At 38.8% G+C, this 18222-nt stretch carries 12 protein-coding genes; 2 read left to right on the top strand and 10 right to left on the bottom strand.

Annotated elements, in window-relative coordinates:
• Positions 1 to 45 precede the first annotated feature (45 nt).
• From ACS125_RS17135 to ahcY, 5 genes are all read right to left on the bottom strand, one after another.
• The gene (locus tag ACS125_RS17135; protein WP_111854390.1) at positions 46 to 2316 is read right to left on the bottom strand and encodes an NADP-dependent malic enzyme; all 2271 of its coding nucleotides are present in this window, start codon (positions 2314 to 2316) and stop codon (positions 46 to 48) included.
• 238 nt (positions 2317 to 2554) lie between these two features.
• Positions 2555 to 5407: a putative bifunctional diguanylate cyclase/phosphodiesterase gene (locus ACS125_RS17130; RefSeq protein ID WP_443273520.1), complete on the bottom strand. Its 2853-nt coding sequence runs from the start codon at positions 5405 to 5407 to the stop codon at positions 2555 to 2557.
• A gap of 134 nt (positions 5408 to 5541) precedes the next feature.
• Positions 5542 to 6264 carry a 16S rRNA (uracil(1498)-N(3))-methyltransferase gene (locus ACS125_RS17125; protein ID WP_312822665.1) on the bottom strand — a complete coding sequence of 241 codons (723 nt, stop codon included), beginning with the start codon at positions 6262 to 6264 and terminating at the stop codon, positions 5542 to 5544.
• Positions 6265 to 6282: 18 nt separating this feature from the next.
• On the bottom strand, positions 6283 to 7119 hold the full coding sequence (gene metF, locus ACS125_RS17120) for a methylenetetrahydrofolate reductase [NAD(P)H] (RefSeq protein WP_443273518.1): 837 nt from the start codon (positions 7117 to 7119) through the stop codon (positions 6283 to 6285).
• 74 nt (positions 7120 to 7193) lie between these two features.
• Positions 7194 to 8576, bottom strand: coding sequence for an adenosylhomocysteinase (ahcY, locus tag ACS125_RS17115; RefSeq protein WP_144731861.1), 1383 nt, complete (start codon positions 8574 to 8576; stop codon positions 7194 to 7196).
• Between the two features lie 222 nt (positions 8577 to 8798).
• On the opposite strand from ahcY, the gene ACS125_RS17110 reads away from it, so the two are divergent.
• Positions 8799 to 9335 carry a cysteine peptidase family C39 domain-containing protein gene (locus ACS125_RS17110; RefSeq protein WP_443273515.1) on the top strand — a complete coding sequence of 179 codons (537 nt, stop codon included), beginning with the start codon at positions 8799 to 8801 and terminating at the stop codon, positions 9333 to 9335.
• Between the two features lie 37 nt (positions 9336 to 9372).
• On the opposite strand, the gene ACS125_RS17105 is transcribed toward ACS125_RS17110, so the two are convergent.
• The 3 genes from ACS125_RS17105 to lipA all read right to left on the bottom strand — a co-directional run bounded on the left by ACS125_RS17105 (position 9373) and on the right by lipA (position 13619).
• Positions 9373 to 9756 (bottom strand): carboxymuconolactone decarboxylase family protein, encoded by a 384-nt coding sequence (locus ACS125_RS17105; RefSeq protein ID WP_000043120.1) that lies wholly within the window; start codon positions 9754 to 9756, stop codon positions 9373 to 9375.
• 103 nt (positions 9757 to 9859) lie between these two features.
• Positions 9860 to 12325: an acyl-CoA dehydrogenase gene (locus ACS125_RS17100; protein WP_443273514.1), complete on the bottom strand. Its 2466-nt coding sequence runs from the start codon at positions 12323 to 12325 to the stop codon at positions 9860 to 9862.
• Between the two features lie 280 nt (positions 12326 to 12605).
• Positions 12606 to 13619, bottom strand: coding sequence for a lipoyl synthase (lipA, locus tag ACS125_RS17095; RefSeq protein WP_004790988.1), 1014 nt, complete (start codon positions 13617 to 13619; stop codon positions 12606 to 12608).
• Positions 13620 to 13815: 196 nt separating this feature from the next.
• Between lipA and sthA the strand changes: the two genes are divergently transcribed.
• Positions 13816 to 15228 (top strand): Si-specific NAD(P)(+) transhydrogenase, encoded by a 1413-nt coding sequence (gene sthA, locus ACS125_RS17090; RefSeq protein WP_004790990.1) that lies wholly within the window; start codon positions 13816 to 13818, stop codon positions 15226 to 15228.
• Between the two features lie 243 nt (positions 15229 to 15471).
• Here the strand turns inward: sthA and ACS125_RS17085 are convergent, their stop codons facing one another.
• A complete protein-coding gene (locus ACS125_RS17085; RefSeq protein ID WP_443273512.1) occupies positions 15472 to 16686 on the bottom strand; it encodes an MFS transporter in 1215 nt (404 codons plus the stop codon).
• Between the two features lie 172 nt (positions 16687 to 16858).
• Complete coding sequence (locus ACS125_RS17080) at positions 16859 to 18205, bottom strand: MFS transporter (protein ID WP_004790995.1); 1347 nt, start codon at positions 18203 to 18205, stop codon at positions 16859 to 16861.
• Between the last annotated feature and the right edge of the window lie 17 nt (positions 18206 to 18222).

Below are 18222 nucleotides of genomic sequence, written 5' to 3'. Positions count from 1 at the left end.
TTCTCAAGTCATTAGACAGGCTTTTCGTAAAAAGCTCTTTCTAAATTACTTTTCTTGTTGTTGAATTTCTGCAACAGTTAAAGCTGTCATATTGATAAGACGACGAGTCGTTGCTGTCGGTGTCAAAATATGAACAGGTTTTGCTGCGCCAAGCAAAATTGGACCAATAGTAACGTTGTTACCAGAAGTCGCTTTCAACAAGTTAAATGAAATATTTGCTGCATCTAGGTTTGGCATAATGAGCAAGTTTGCAGAACCTTTAAAACGTGAACCAGGGAATGCAAATTGACGAATGCTTTCGTCTAATGCTGCATCACCATGCATTTCACCTTCAACTTCAAGCTCAGGAGCTTGCTCAGATAAAATACGATAAACTTCACGCATTTTTTGAGCACTTGAATCAGTTTGGTCACTACCAAAGCTTGAATGAGAAAGAAGTGCTACGCGTGGAGTAATACCAAAGCGACGTACTTCTTCAGCTGCCAAAATAGTCATTTCAGCAAGTTGTTCAGCAGTCGGATTAGTGTTTACATAGGTATCTGCAATAAACAAGTTACGATCTTCAAGCATTAATGCATTTAATGTGAAGAAGTTGTTCATGCCTTCTTTAAGACCGATAACATTGCGTACAAAGTCAAGGTGAATGTTATAGCTACTGTAAGTACCACATAACATACCGTCTGCTTTACCGAATTTAACCAGTAGAGATGCAATTAACGTTGAACGGCGGCGAGCTTCACGTTGAGCATATTCAACTGTGATGCCTTTGCGTTGCATTGTTTGATAGTAATCTTTCCAAAACTCTTCATACATCGGGTTTTGTTCTTGATCTACGATCTCAATATTTACGCCATGTTGTAAACGTAAGCCTAATTTTTTGATATTTGCTTCAATTACAGCAGTACGACCTACTAAAATTGGTTTAGCTAAATCTTCATCAACAGCAATTTGTACTGCACGTAATACGCGCTCGTCTTCACCTTCCGCATATGCAATACGCTTTGGATCAGCTTTTGCTTGAGCAAAAATTGGTTTCATCAAGAATGCAGAGTTATATACAAACTCAGACAATTTTTGACGATATACAGCGAAATCTTCGATAGGACGAGTTGCTACACCTGAGTCCATTGCAGCTTTAGCAACTGCTGGTGCAATTTCTAAAATTAAACGTTGATCAAGTGGGCGTGGAATTAAATAGTCGCGGCCAAATGAAGCAGATTTTTCACCATATGTTGCTGCATCAGCTTCAACGTGAGCCATACGCGCAATTGCATGTACACATGCAATTTTCATGTCTTCATTAATCGTAGTCGCACCAACGTCAAGTGCACCACGGAAAATGTATGGGAAACATAACGCGTTGTTTACTTGGTTTGGATAATCAGAACGGCCAGTTGCCATAATGACGTCAGAACGTACTTCATGTGCATGTTCAGGTAAAATTTCTGGGTCTGGGTTTGCCAAAGCAAAAATAATAGGGTTCTCAGCCATCTGTTTCACCATTTCTTTGGTGAGAATACCAGCAGCAGAAAGACCCAAGAACATATCAGCGCCAGCCATTACTTCATGAAGCTGAGATGCTGAAATATCTTGAACATAACGTTTTTTAGATTCATCTAAGCCTTCACGTGAAGTGGTTAATAGACCACGAGAATCGGCAACAATGATATTTTCTTTTTTAGCACCAAGCGCGCAAAGCAAGTCTAAACATGAAAGTGCTGCTGCACCTGCACCTGAAGCTACGATTTTGATTTCATCAATTTTTTTATTTACAAGTTGCAATGCATTAAGCAAAGCTGAACCTACAATAATACTTGTACCATGTTGATCGTCATGGAATACAGGAATTTTCATGCGTTCACGAAGTTTCTTTTCAATATAGAAACATTCAGGCGCTTTAATATCTTCGAGGTTGATACCACCGAAAGTTGGCTCAAGAGAGGCAACGATATCTACAATTTTATCTGGATCGTTTTCTGCAATTTCGATGTCAAATACATCTACACCAGCAAACTTTTTGAAGAGAACGCCTTTACCTTCCATTACAGGTTTAGAAGCCAATGGGCCAATATTACCTAAACCAAGAACAGCAGTACCGTTAGTTACTACAGCAACCAAGTTTCCGCGAGCTGTATATTTAGCAGCAGTTGAAGGATCACGTTCAATCTCTAAACATGGCGCAGCAACTCCGGGTGAGTAGGCTAAAGCCAAATCTCGTTGGTTGACAAGTTGCTTACTTGGGGTAACGCTGATTTTCCCTGGGTTTGGATATTCATGGTAATTTAAAGCGGCCTGTTTTAAAGATTGATCGTCCATCTGAGTCTCTATTTGATACAAAAAAGCAAACTAGTCAAATCACTCATTCAGGGAGAAGGCAACTCAGTTCTTTTACTATGCTTTAATTTTTACCAATTAAGAGAATAGTAGACGAATTGCCAATAGCCCTGTAGTGAGCTAAATGCTAAAGAATATAACACTACTTCTTTATTTCTCACAGTCAAAAACGCTCATTTTTGGAAAAAGCAGCATATGTAAAAATAGAGAGTTGGAACAATTAATAAATATGCGAATCTGTTTGTAGATAAGGAAGAATCTGCTCAGCTGGGATAGGGCGGCTAAAGAAATAGCCTTGTAAAAAATCACATTGCTGTTTTTGCAGATAGGCAACTTGCTCTTCTGTTTCTACACCTTCGGCAACCAATTTAAGGCCCATACTTTTACCCATTGCAATCATGGCATTTACAATAGCTTCTTGTTTGTGATCACCAATTTTAGAAATGAAAGCACGGTCAATTTTTAGTACATCAATTGGATACTCTGTCAGGTAAGCCAAAGAGGAGTAACCTGTACCGAAGTCATCTAAAGCAATTGAAATATCTCGTTGTTTTATCGCATGTAATAGCGTTTTGACGTTATCCGTATTGTCTAATAAAGCCGACTCAGTAATTTCAAGTTCAAGGTCCGAACCCTGTATATTATATTTTTGCAAAACTTCATCTAGATCATTAAGTAATAAGCCACGATGTATTTGCTGAGCGACAATATTTACAGAGACTTGAACATTTGTGTAGCCCGCGTTTTTCCATTCTTGTAATTGTTTTCCAACTTTATCTAAAACGACTTTACCAATATCTGAAATCAGGCTACTACGCTCAGCAAAAGGTATAAACATATTTGGCATGACTAATCCTTTTTCAGGATGTTGCCAACGAATTAATGCTTCAAAACCTATAATAGATTGATCTAGTAGATTAATTTTGGGTTGGTAATAAATGACAAATTCATCATTCTGAATGGCTTTACGTAACTCTTGTTCTAAATCAGCAGTTTTATATGGATGCTCTGCTTTATTGCAATAGTAGGAAATGGTGTTGCCCCCTAAGCGCTTTGCTTCTGAAAGTGCTTGTTCTGCATGGTTATTAAGATGGTCAATTTGTCGGCCATGCTCAGGAAAGCATGCCACACCGATAGATGCTGTAATAAAATATTCGTGATTATCAATATAAAAAGGTGCGTTGAGCGCTTGCAGGATGTTTTGGCAATATTGCTCAATATTTGGATGAATTGGAGAAATTTCATAAATAATTGCAAAATCGTCACTATTTAAATAGGCAACCAAAATTGCATTAATATTAATTAGGCGTAATCGTTGTGCGAACTGTTTAAGAAGTTCATCACCACTATCATTATTTAAAAATTCATTAAACGCGCGAAAACGGTCAATATTTACTCGTATCAATGCTAGATTTTTAATGTTATATGAAGGATTTACAAGATATTGATGTAATTGATTGTAATAGTAAAGGCGATTAGGTAAGTGGGTGAGACTATCGTAATTTTTTAAATAGGATAGGTGTTGTTCCTGACGTTTTTGCTCAGTGAGGTCACGTGCAAATCCAATATAATTTGTAATTTGATGGAACTCATCTTTGACGACATTGATGTGTAACCACAAATAGACGCTTTTGCCAGAACTAAATTTTTCATCGAATTGACCCATATATTCTCCAGTCTCTAGGAGCTGTTGGGTAATTGAGGTGTGAAATTGTTGTTGTAATTCTTTTTGATTAATCGCAATGCTAAATAATTCTTTATTTAGAAGTTCTGATTTAGAAAATCCGGTTAATTTTTCGTAGTAAGGGTTAATATCAATATAGTTTAGGTGTTCATCTAAAATGAATATGCCTTCTGCTGCTTGTTCAAGCACAATTGCTGATAGTCTTAAGTGTTCTTGGTCTTTTTTCTCTTGATGTATATCTCGGGTCATCCCAACCATACGGAGCGCTTTTTGTGTTTTGGGGTCTCTGGTAATGACACGACCTACATCATGAATCCATCGCCATGAACCATCTCGACGTAAAATCCTGAAATTAATATTAAAATGATCTGTAATTCCTTCCAGATGTTGCTTTAAACGCTCGTTAAACAGTTTTTTATCACTGGGATGTACGCGGTCTAAAATAGTATTTAGATGAATAACAGTCGTTTGTGTCTGCTTTTGTTGATCAAAAAACGTAATTTCTAATTTTTGATTTTCAATATCCCAGTCCCAAGGTCGAATGCCTGCCGTTTCATTTGCAAAAGCTAAATTGTAGTGGTGGCTTTCGAGTTGCTCATTCATTTTTGTGAGATCGTATGTACGTTCACGTACCTTTTGTTCTAGTAAATGGTTATTAAATTGGAGCTGGGCTTCAATATCTTTAGATTTATTCACTTCTTGTTGAAGTTGTACACATAATTCTTCAGCCCACTGGGTATGTTGTTCTGAAATTTGAATGAGCTGTTTATTTCTGAATAATAGTTGAGAAATTTTTTGATAGTTACGTTGAGTGGCGTATGCACAAAGTATGGTAGCTACAAAAGCAATGTTATAGGCGAAATAAAAAGGCAGCTGAGTAATGGGGGTGTGTGTAAATTGAGCGATTAATAGGGGTAATGTACTGGGAATAAATAAGAGATAAAAGTATCGAGGTTGTTGCGTTAAAAAAGTCAGTCCAATGATATGGGCAGAAGTGATAAACAAAGCAATTAAAATATGAGTATCTGGTAGGGTAACTAGCTCTTGAGGAAGATAAAAATGAATAACCGTAACGGTTGCCCCTAATAAAACTCCTGAAATAAAACAAATACTTTGTAAGATAAGATCAGCTTTTTTAATAAAATTAATAGTACGATAGTGCGTTAAAATATTTGGAACAAATAATAGGCAGGTAAGAGATGCAATAGTCAGGCCCATAGACCAGTTAAATATTGTTATTGAAGATGAAAAATAATAAGAAAAAATAGCGTATGAAATGAGACATAGCAGTATTAAGCTAACTAAATACCAGCGTATATATTGAATTGAAAGTTTTAGCTGCTCAATTTTTGTTTGATGCTGTAAATATTCTTCCTGAAGCCCAGACATAAGATTTTTCTATCCTATTTTTTTACATATACACAGAAAGAATCTGATTTATCAGTGATAAAGAATTTGAAATTTTATTCATACAATAAAAGTAAATTAACTTTAAATAGCGATTTAATCAATGTTCAATGAACTTAGGTGGATAAAAACCGATAATTTAAAATAGATAAGGCGACGACTGGTGCAGTTTCTGTACGTAAAACACGGTCACCAATACACCAGTTCATAAAACCAGCTTGATTGGCTTGAGTAATTTCATCCTCGCTTAAACCGCCTTCTGGTCCAATCAACAAGGCAAGTTCAGGTTGTATGCCTGCTAATACATCTTTTTGTTCTTTTTCTGGTGCTAAAACAAATTTAGATTGAGGAAGTTCTGAAGAGCTTAACCATTCATTAAGAGAAATAGGTGCTAATACTTCTGGGACTAAGTTCAAACCACATTGTTCGCATGCTGCAATTGCAACAGCTTGCCAGTGATCTAATTTTTTTTGATCTCGGTCGTATTTTAAACGCATTTCACAGCGGTCACTGGTTAAAAGCTGAATCTTGCTTACGCCAAGTTCAGTGGCTTTCTGAATGGCATAATCCATTCGGTCACCTTTACTCATGACTTGACCAAGAACTGCTTTAAATGGGGCATTACGGTTATTAGGGTTGAAATTCTCAATGGTGACAAACGCATTTTTTTTATTAATTTCGGTCAGTGTCGCGAGATATTCGCCACCTTGGCCATTAAATAGAGTCGCTTGTTCTTGTAATTGTGCACGTAAGACACGCACCCAATGATGAAATACTGATTCAGTTAGTTGAATAGTTGAACCAACTGTAAGTTCAGTTTCGATAAAAAAACGATTCATTGGGTACGCCTTACAAAATTAATTTAAACCAAGATCAACAACGAGTTGACGAGTTGGTTCGACTTGATTCATTGAATAGAAATGTAAGCTTGGTGCACCACCTGCGATTAGGCGTTCACATAGCTTCACAACAACTTCATGACCAAAAGCTTTAATACTCTCGCTGTCATCGCCATAGGTTTGTAATTGTTTACGGATCCAGCGAGGAATTTCAGCACCTGTACCATCAGCAAAGCGAATTAAATTGCTGGCATTGGTAATCGGCATGATGCCAGGAGCCACCGGAATATTAACTCCAGCTTTTTCCAGACGCTCAATAAAATAAAAGTATGAGTCTGGATTAAAGAAGAATTGTGTAATTCCTGCATTAGCGCCAGCTTGTACTTTTTCAATAAAACGTTGGATATCTGAATCAAGGTTTTCAGCTTGAGGGTGCATTTCAGGATAAGCTGCAACTTCAATATGAAAATGATCACCTGAGTGCTCACGAATAAAACGTACTAAATCTTGAGCATAAGGAAGTTCGCCAAGCCCGACTTGACCAGAAGGTAAGTCACCGCGTAAAGCGACAATACGGTTAATACCTTGAGTTTTATATAAATCTAGTAACTCAGCAATACGCGCTTTATCATCACCAATGCATGAAAGATGAGGCGCAACTGGTGTACCTTTACCATTGAAATCGTCAATAGCAGCAAGAGTACGTTCGCGAGTAGAACCACCAGCACCATAGGTAATCGAGAAAAAATCTGGATTTAATAGTTGTAATTCTTGATGAACAATACGAAGTTTTTCAGCACCGGCATCAGTTTTCGGTGGGAAAAACTCAAAAGAAATAGGTATACGTTTAGTCATGTCAAATCCTTGTAAACAGCGAAACAATATTTTTAGAAAAAAGGGCAGTCGGTTCACCGTCTGCCCTTAAGTTCTTAGTATTTGTAAGCGTCAGACTTGAATGGTCCCTCAACAGCAACACCTAAATAGCCAGCTTGCTCTTGAGTTAACTGAGTAAGTACACCACCAAAACCTGCAACCATTGCTGCAGCAACTTCTTCGTCAAGTTTCTTAGGAAGAACTTCTACACGAATTTTTGCAGTTTTTTCGTTTGCAGGAAGGTCAGCAAATTTCTCTTGGAATAAGTGAATTTGACCTAACACTTGGTTAGCAAAAGAACCGTCCATTACGCGTGATGGGTGACCAGTTGCATTACCTAGGTTTACAAGGCGACCTTCTGAAAGAAGAATGAGGTAGTTGTTTTCGTCTTCTGAACGATAAACTTGGTGAACTTGTGGCTTAACTTCAACCCACTTGTAACCACGTAAATAAGCTGTGTCGATTTCTGTGTCGAAGTGACCGATGTTACATACAACTGCGCCAGCTTTTAAGCTATCTAACATTGCAGCATCACATACGTGGTAGTTACCAGTAGTCGTTACAACAAGGTCAGTGTTGCCAAGTAAGTCGTGGTTAATATCTTCTTTTTTGCCTGTTTGTACGCCGTTTTTGTATGGAGATACAACTTCATAGCCATCCATACATGCTTGCATTGCACAAATTGGGTCAACTTCAGTTACACGAACGATCATGCCTTCTTGACGTAAAGATTGAGCAGAACCTTTACCAACGTCACCATAACCGATCACAAGCGCACGGCGGCCTGACAAAAGCATGTCAGTTGCGCGTTTGATTGCGTCATTTAATGAGTGACGGCAACCATATTTGTTGTCGTTTTTAGATTTAGTAACTGAGTCATTTACGTTAATTGCAGGTACTTTCAAAGAACCGTCTTTCCACATTTCGATAAGACGTTGAACACCTGTAGTCGTTTCTTCAGTAATACCGTGAATGCGTTCTAAAAGAGCAGGGTATTTTTCATGAACAAGAGCAGTTAAGTCACCGCCATCATCCAAGATCATGTTGGCATCCCAAGGTTGACCGTTAACATTTACTTGTTGTTCAAGGCACCATACATATTCTTCTTCAGTTTCGCCTTTCCAAGCAAAAACAGGAATACCGCGAGCAGCAATTGCAGCAGCAGCATGGTCTTGAGTCGAGAAAATGTTACATGAAGTCCAACGAACTTCAGCACCTAACTCAACAAGCGTTTCAATAAGAACCGCTGTTTGAATGGTCATGTGAATACAACCAAGGATTTTTGCACCAGCAAGTGGTTTAGACGCTGCATAACGTTTACGTAAACCAATTAAAGCCGGCATTTCTGCTTCAGCAAGTTTGATTTCTTTACGACCGTAGTCAGCAAGAGAGATGTCAGCAACTTTATAATCTGTAAATGAAGCATTAACCGCGTTCATCAGGATCTCCTAGGGAAAAAATAGTATGGATCGTTCTGTTCGCGGATGCCGTTGTTGGTTAAAACGAGTGTTTAACCGATTGTCGAGCCTGGCAAATTGATCTTTAGTGCCGATCATTTGTCGCAGCATCCCTCGACTAGCGAAACATTGTACTTGGAAAAGCTTTTAGTGCCAATCCAGTTTTGTTTATTATCTGCCTAATTATCCTTATAGATTCAAATTATGGCAGTAAATATTCCCCAAGCTCTAGCAAACCTCGAAGCAAACTGTGGTGTTTTTGCGGTTTGGATGGTGCTTCAACATCATGGAGTACAAATTGATTTTGCTGAGTTGATTAAAGTTTGCCGACACGACGAAGGGGGCACCTATACTATTGCCTTAGCTGTTGCATTAAAGAAATTAGGATTTAACGTGTCATTTCATTCAGATGAAGATCCTAATATTAGCCCAAGCGAACGAATGAGCTATAAAGAAGCAAAGGTACTGAAAATACCGACAGGACCTGCGTTGAGCTATCAAGATATTCAAGCTGAAATTCAACATGGCAAAATGGTGATTGTCTATTACGATACTTTAGAGGGTGTCGGAAATCAGTCTCTTATCTATTCTATTGACCCAAAAGAAATCTGCTTTTTTGATAATTTTGAACCGATGTCAGCAGCAGTTTTTGAAAAGCAACGTCAAGTAGAAGGGATTTGTCGTCAGGCTATCGTGATTGATGACCGTAATTTTCAGATACATTCGACTAAATTGAATTAGCTTAAAAGAGCCAGTAGAGTGCTGGCTCATATTGAAGTTATTTTTGTTGATATTCTTGAATCACTTCTAGAGCAGCGCGAAAAGCTTCTTGAGTAGCAGGTGCGCCACAATATGGCAGACTATGCAATAAAGTTTCTTGAATCTCTTCAACTGTACAGCCATTGTTAAGTGCACCACGAACATGGCCTTTGAGTTCTGTTGGTGACTTAAGTGCAGTTAACATTGCCAAAGTAATTAATGAACGATATTTACGCGGTAATACGCCTTCACGCTGCCAAGTCGATCCCCATGCATGCTCGTTAATCCAGTCTTGTAAAGGCTGGGTAAAGGGTACGGTGTTTTCTTGGGCGCGTTTTACAAAAGCTTCTCCCATCACTTCTGTGCGAACTTTTAATCCATTTTCGTAATCTTGCTTAGACATTAATTTCTCCTAAAAATAAAAGCGTCGATTGACGCTTTTATGGCTGTTTATTAATTAATGCGAATCAAGTGTGATTGCAATAGTGAATTAGTGGAGGCATCAGTCACACAATTTGATGAGGGTTTGACAAAGGAAGATCTTTATTTAAATCTTTATCAAATACATCTGTAAGCATGCTGTCGAATCGAATTGCATTGTATTGCAATAATTGTTGAGCTTCGCTTTCAGTAATAAAACCTTCTTTTATCGCTTGTTGAATATTCTCTTCGAAAGTCAGTCCAGTAAATTTGCCTTTAGATTCAGCTTTTTTAAACTTATCCCAAAGAGGCTCAAGCGTTCGTAAAATTTGAAATGCATGTTCTAAACGTCCAGTCACATCATCGGCTTTAGTTGAATAAAATACGTGATGTTTAAGCTGCTCTCTAAAAGGATGCTCTTGCATCATAAGTTCAGCGACTTGTTGTTTTAACTCATCGTCAGGTTTTGAAATGACACGGCCTAAAGGGAAACAGATCCATTTTACAAGTGCTGCTGGGAGTTTAGCTGGGAAGTTTTCAAATAATCCCCAAAATGCTTCCTGAATATTCAAGAAAGCTTTTTGTAGAGCTAATTTGGCGTGAAGTTGTTCAGCTTCAGTTTTTTGTCCAGCTTCATAAAATTTTAAAATTGCTGTAGAAATAAAGAGGTGCGCGTGAATATCTGCCAAGCGTCCTGATAACATTTCTTTGCGTTTTAAGTCTCCTGCAAGTAAACCAAGTGACATATCCGAAACAAGTGCAAAGTTGGCACTAAAACGGTTGATGGTCTTATAGTAACTGGCAGTAAATTGATCTACTGATTGTGGAGCATCATTTGAGCCACCTGTCCAACCATAAGCAAATGATTTTGCACCACGGTTAAAGGTATAGGCTAAATGTTTAAATAATAAATCATCGAATTTTTTGACTGAATCATTCTTATCCTCAGATTGAAGGAGTTGTAATTCTTCAAAAAGATAAGGGTGACAACGCATTGAACCTTGACCAAAAATCATCAATGAACGAGTCAAAATATTTGCGCCTTCTACCGTAATCGCAATTGGTATCGCTTGATAGGTAAGGGCAAGGAAGTTACGTGGTCCAAGTTGAATTGCGCGTCCTCCAGCAATATCCATTCCGTGATTAACGACTTTACGCATCGTTTCAGTTGCATAATATTTTGCCATGGCCGTCATCACAGCAGGAGTTCCACCTTGGTTTAAGCCACATGTCACTAAATAACGGAATGCTTCAAGCATGTAGGCATCGCTGGCAATTTCACTGGTCGCTTCTTGCACGCCTTCAAATTTACCTACTGAAATATTGAACTGTTGACGAATTTTCGCAAAAGCACCAACGGTTAAATAGCTCATTTCACCTGCTGCTGTTGCTAAAGCTGGAAGGGAAATACCACGCCCAACACCTAAGCACTCCATGAGCATTCGCCAGCCTTTACCGGCATTTTCTTGCCCACCAATAATCCAGTCAATAGGAATGAAAATATCTTCTCCTTCTACAGTTCCGTTCATAAATGGAGAACCTGGAAAATGTCGTGCTCCAATTTTTACACCCGCATGACTTGCAGGAATTAAGGCACAAGTAATGCCGTATTCTGTTTTATTTTTATCTCCGAGTAGGCCTTCTGGGTCATAAAGTTTAAATGCTAGACCAACAACGGTGGCAATTGGTGCAAGCGTAATCCAGCGTTTAGAGAAATTCATGCGGAGACCAAGAATTTGAGCACCTTCATGTTCGCCGTAGCAAACAACACCCGAATCTGGAATGGCACCAGCATCTGAACCTGCTTCTGGGCTGGTTAAACCAAAGCATGGGATTTCTTCGCCTTTAGCAAGGCCCGGTAAATATTGTTGCTTTTGAGCATCAGTACCGTAGTGCATGAGTAGTTCACCCGGTCCTAATGAGTTAGGAACCATGCAACTCACAGCAGTGGTGAGCGAGCGTGAAGCAATTTTGCTCATAATACGGCTTTGGGCAAATGAGCTAAATTCTTTGCCGCCAAAGGATTTTGGAATAATGAGACCTAAAAAACCTTTGTCTTTAATAAACTGCCAAACCTCTGGTGGAAGATCTTTTAAGTGATGATGAATTTCCCACTCATCTAGCATGCTACAAAGTAATTCAACTTCATTATCAATAAAACTTTGCTCTTCTTCTGACAACGTTGGGTAGGGATATTTCTCAAATTGAGACCAATCAGGTGCCCCCATAAATAATTCTTTTTCCCACCAACTGGTACCTGCTTCTAAAGCTTCTTGTTCAGTAGTACTGATGCTTGGCATTGAGTTCGCTAAAGTTTTATAGGCTGGTTTGGTAATCAGGTTAAAGCGTAATGGTGCAAATAAAATAATGATACTAACGGCAATGAGGGGAATACCTAAAATGAGAGCCCATGGGGTTAATATGAGTGCAGTAAATATAGCCACCGCAATCGTAATTACACTACCAATGATTCGATTCAGGTTAAAAAAGAAAATTGCCCATATTGCAAAAAGCTGAATGACAATGCTTAAAACAAAGAGTAGGAAAATCATACTTGCTCCTTGCTAGATAAGCCCTCAAGTTAGAAGTTACAAAAAAGCGAGGAGAGATTTAAGGCTTAACTAGCTAATTTTAATGCTGTTTAAATTTAATTTTTTATATCGCAATTGATGTATATGCTAGAGCAGGGATATATCGTACTTTTAGGTATAAGATATTTTTCAGTGAAAGTGTAATGGCTTGTTTTATCGATTTGTCAAGAAATGTTATTGATTTTCTTATACAAATAAAAAGCCCTCTGGGTTAGAGGGCTTTTTATAGATATTTAATTTATTAAGCTTCGACGGTTTGAACAGCGATTTTCTTAGCTGGATCTACTTTACGACGAACTTCTGGTACTGGTTCACCGTGGTATTGACGATCAGCAAAATAACTAGAACGAACCATTGGTGCAGACCAGATATTTCTAAAGCCAAGTTTACGACCATGCTCTGCATAACGTTCAAACTCTTCTGGCGTTACAAAGCGGTCGATTGGCGCATGTTGTTTAGATGGCTGTAAATATTGACCAATCGTCACATAGTCAACATCGTGAGCACGTAAGTCATCAAGCAATGCAATAACTTCTTCTTCAGTTTCACCAATACCGACCATCAAACCACATTTTGTTGGGATATCTGGACAGTATTCTTTAAACATTTTTAATAAGGTTAAAGAGTGTTGATAGTCTGAACCTGGACGCATTGCTTTATATAAGCGAGGTACAGTCTCAATGTTGTGGTTAAATACGTCTGGCGGACATTCAGTCATAATGCGTAAAGCAATATCCATACGTCCACGGAAGTCAGGTACTAAAATCTCAAGCAATGTCGTTGGGCTAAGCGCGCGAGCTTCTTTAATACAGTCCACAAAGTGTTGTGCACCGCCGTCAAGTAAGTCATCACGGTCAACTGAAGTAATTACTGCATACTTGAGTTTCAGGTTAGAAATGGTTTCTGCCATGTGACGAGGTTCATCAGCATCGAGTGCATTTGGACGACCATGTGCTACATCACAGAAAGGACAACGGCGTGTACAAATATCGCCCATAATCATGAATGTTGCCGTACCGCCACCAAAACATTCTGGTAGGTTAGGACAAGCAGCTTCTTCACAAACGGTATGGAGTTTTTGAGCACGTAAAGTCGTTTTAATACGCTGAACTTCTTCTGGTGCCGTCATCTTGACACGAATCCAGTCAGGTTTACGCGGCACTTCAACCGTAGGTACAACTTTTACAGGAATTCTTGCGACTTTTTCTGCGCCACGAAGTTTTACACCCTGTTCAGGTTTACGGTGTTCTGACATATCTAACTTTTCCACTCGTTTATAGAGACATTGACATTGTATTATAGCGAAGTTCTTCAGTTAATAGCGGAAAATAACTATTCATATAATAAATGTGGCTATTCAGAAATATAGGGTTGAGAAATACATAAATTCACCGCATATTAGCCATAATTTATTATAAAATATGGTCATTCAAGTGAGGAAGGAGCTTTCAATGCCACGTAAAAAAGAGGTCGTTAGTGGGAATTTCGTTAAATACGATGCGGTAGTTCTCGGTTCTGGACCTGCGGGTGAAGGCGCGGCAATGAAGCTTTCAAAAGCTGGTAAGCGTGTTGCAATTGTAGATGTGCGTGATCAACTTGGTGGTAACTGTGCACACGTAGGAACGATTCCAAGTAAAGCTTTACGTCAAACAGTTTCTAGTATTATTCGCTATCAGCGTGATCCAATGTTTCAAAAAGTAGGTGAATGGAAGCAGTTCACCATGAAACAGGTTTTGCGTAATGCACACAAAGTGATTCAACAACAGGTTGATACACATACACGTTTTTATGACCGTAACAAGATTGGTGTCTTCCATGGTCGTGCATACATTCAAGATAAAAATACAGTCTTAGTTTTTAGCCACGAAGGCATTAAAGAGACAATTATCTGTAAGCAAATAGTGATTGCGACAGGTAGTCGTCCTTATCATCCACAAGGTCTCGACTTTGATCATCCTCGCGTATTTGATTCGGACAAGATTCTTGATCTTGATTATTCAATTCAAAAAATCATTATTTACGGCGCGGGCGTTATTGGCTGTGAATATGCCTCAATCTTTATTGGTCTAGATCATAAAGTTGACTTGATCAATACTCAGCAAAAACTTTTAAGTTATTTGGACGATGAAATTGCTGATGCTTTGTCTTATCACTTACGTGAACAAGGTGTATTGATTCGTCACAATGAACAAATGGATCATCTTGAAACGTTTGATGACCATGTTGTTTTACATCTACAAAGTGGTAAAAAGATTAAAGCCGATGCCATTCTTTGGTGTAATGGCCGTTCAGGTAATACAGAAGGCTTAGGTCTTGAGAACGTTGGGTTAGTTCCAAACAACCGTGGTCAGCTTTCTGTAAATGATCAATACCAAACTGAAGTTGAAAACATCTATGCTGCTGGTGACGTGATTGGTTGGCCATCACTTGCTTCTGCTGCTTATGACCAAGGGCGCTGTGCTGGCGCAAACATGAGTGGTGAAGATGCTAAACCAGTACGAGACATTCCAACTGGTATTTATACCATTCCGGAAATCTCATCAATTGGTAAAAATGAACAGGAATTAACGGAAGAGAAAATTCCGTATGAAGTGGGTCAAGCTTCTTTCCGTCACTTAGCTCGTGCACAAATTACGGGCGATACAGTAGGTGAGTTAAAGATTCTTTTCCACCGCGACACTATGGAAATTTTAGGTATTCACTGTTTTGGTAATAATGCTGCCGAAATTATCCACATTGGGCAAGCAGTTATGCACAGCCCAAATAATACATTGAAATATTTCGTTGAAACGACATTTAACTATCCAACAATGGCTGAAGCATATCGTGTAGCTGCACTTAATGGTATGAATCGTTTGTTTTGATTTTAAATAAGTTTTTAATAAAAAAGCCCGCAAATCTGCGGGCTTTTTTATTTTCATTAGACCATAAGTTTTTTATATTTTTATGACAATCCAAAGGATGATTCTAGCTTTTCATCCTACTAGTGTGGACAAAATGCTTGGTTAAAATATTCAAATAAATCTGGTGTTTGTTTCCATAAAATTATAGAAAGCACCAAAAGCGTGACTAGGATAAAAGTCATAATTGTTTTCAAAAGTAAGGCATTATGCATCATGAATAACAGCCTCCTCATTCACAAAGAAGTGTACGATTACACCTAATATACTCAATGCAATAGAGCATAGCCAAATTGCATTGTAATTACCTGTTAAGTCATGGTTAACACCGCCAAGCCAACCGCCAAAGAAAGAACCGACTTGATGAGTGAAAAACACAATGCCGCTGAGCATTGAAAGATATTTAACGCCAAACATATTTGCCACAATACCGTTGGTGAGCGGAACAGTAGAGAGCCATAAAAGGCCCATAATGACGCCAAAAGCATATACCGTATAAATGCTTAAAGGTAATAACAGAAAGGCAATGATCGCGATGCCACGGCTGCCGTAAAGCGCCATTAATAATTTAGGTTTTGAGAAGCGGTCTCCTAACCAGCCTGCACCATAAGTCCCCACAATATTAAATAGTCCAACTAGGGCTAGAAATACAGTTCCTGTAGCTGCATCAAAGCCGTGGTCGATTAAATAGCCGGGTAAATGTACACCTAAGAAAACAACTTGGAATCCACATACTAAGAAACCTAAAGCTAACCACCAAAAGGGTTTATGTTTTCTGGCAATATTCAGTACTTGTTTAAATGTAAGCTGAGGTTGTGCAATTGCTTTTGGTGTTTGATTGCTTGGTCCTTTTAACATCCATGCAAGAGGAATAATAAGAGCAATTAGTAGTGCACTGACCATTAGGGCGGCTGACCATCCAACATTTTTGAGTAAGAGAAGGGTAGATGGCAACATAATAAACTGACCGAAAGAACCTGCTGCACTGGCAATCCCCATTGCCATACTTCTTTTTTCTGGAGGTGCCGCTCGACCTACTGCACTAAGTAAAACTGTAAAAGAGGTGGCTGATAAAGCTAGGCCAATAATCAATCCTAGGCTTAAATTTAAGATTAAGATGCTTGAGCTAAAAGCCATTAAGAGTAAGCCGAGGGCGTAAAGCAATCCGCCAACAGCAACTACAATTTTACTGCCATATTTATCTGCGATTGCACCAGTAAAAGGCTGCACAGCTCCCCAGATTAAGTTTTGCATCGCAATTGCGAGACTAAAAACATGCTGTCCCCAACCAAATTCATGGCTCATTGGGACCAAATACAGTCCAAAACCATGCCTAACGCCTAAAGAAAGAGCCAAAATAAGGGCACTACCAATCAGCATATAGATAAGTGGCTGGGAAAAGTTGTGAGCAGTTTTAGTCATGATTAATGGAAAATTATAATAATGTGGTCATTTATTGTAGAAGATATATCGAGGAATATCGATATAGATGGCAAGAATATTTAAGAAGAATTAAAAAGTGACTAATGTTAATATTTTATGATAAGAAATTTGAAGAAGCAGACACCATTTTGATCTCTGCTTCTTATAAAAATTAAGCTGTGGAATTACGTTCAAGTAATGCTTGCTCAAAAAGAACTTGTTCTTTTTCTTTATGTTCAGTTGTGAAGCGAATCAAAATTACGCTACATCCTGCGACCATAACCAGACCGCCTAAAATAAACAGGCAAGTTTGGACATCAAGTAAACCTTTGAGTAGGAAACCTGCTGCCACAGCGCCAACATTACCACCCGCACCAATAATTCCTGCGACTCCACCTAATGCAGTACGATCGATAAATGGTACGAGAGCGTAAGTTGCACCACATGCCATATGCGTAAACAATGCAAAAATAGTCATCGAAATAATTGCGAGCGCAACAGCATTCATTTGTGAGAAGAGTATTAAGAATAACCCTTCACCTAAAATCATGAGTACAAGTACTTTGGTGCGACCATCTAAGCCTTTTTTGAGTGCGACTTTATCGGAAATGATACCGCCCAGTGCACGAGCAAATAATGCCAACAGACCAAAGATTCCGGCAGTTAGACCAGCGGTTTTTAAATCCATTTTGAACTGATCAACATAGTACATTGCTGCAACGTTATGGATAAAAATCTCTATACCAAAACTTGCGCCATATGCCAAAAATAAAATCCAGACACGATAGTTGCGTGCAGCTTGCATTAAAATGGCAGTACCACCTTTTTTACCACTTCCGACTTCAATACCTTGTGCGCGAACTTCTTTAAAGTTCCCTTGAGGACAGTCTTGAGTTAATTTCCAGTAAAGAATGCCAACAATAACCATCATTACGCCAGGTACGATTAATGCCACGCGCCATCCCATGGTTTGTTCAACACCAAACATCACAATTGCGCCAAGTAATAAAGGCATTAAAGCTTGTGTTGCTCCACCGCCAGCATTTCCCCAGCCAGCCGTTGCCGCATTTGCTGTTCCTACAACGTTAGGTGCGAACATGACACTTGTATGGTATTGAGTAATGACGAAACTTGCCCCAATCGCACCAATAAGTAAGCGAAAGAATAGAAAAGATTCATAGCTATTGGCAGCAGCTACACCAAATACTGGAATGCTGCCAACTAATAGGAGGGTGGTATACGTAATACGTGGACCATATTTGTCGCAGAGTGGTCCGACAATAAGCCGCACTAAAATAGTAATAGCAACAGCAGCAATATTAATATTAGCAATTTGGTCTTTTGTTAAGCCAAATTCCCCTTTAATCACGGGCATTAGTGGTGCACACGCAAACCATGCAAAGAAACATACGAAGAAAGCGAGCCATGTCATGTGGAAGGCACGCATTGCTGGAGTTGAAAAACTAAATAATTTGATTTCAGTTGCTTTTTTTGCATCTAATTGGATATTCGAAGACATACGCCGTCCCTCTGAAC

Origin of the sequence: Acinetobacter sp. PFS20, from assembly GCF_052261015.1 — a bacterium.
GTDB lineage: Bacteria > Pseudomonadota > Gammaproteobacteria > Pseudomonadales > Moraxellaceae > Acinetobacter.
This window is presented reverse-complemented; position numbering and strand designations above follow the sequence as displayed.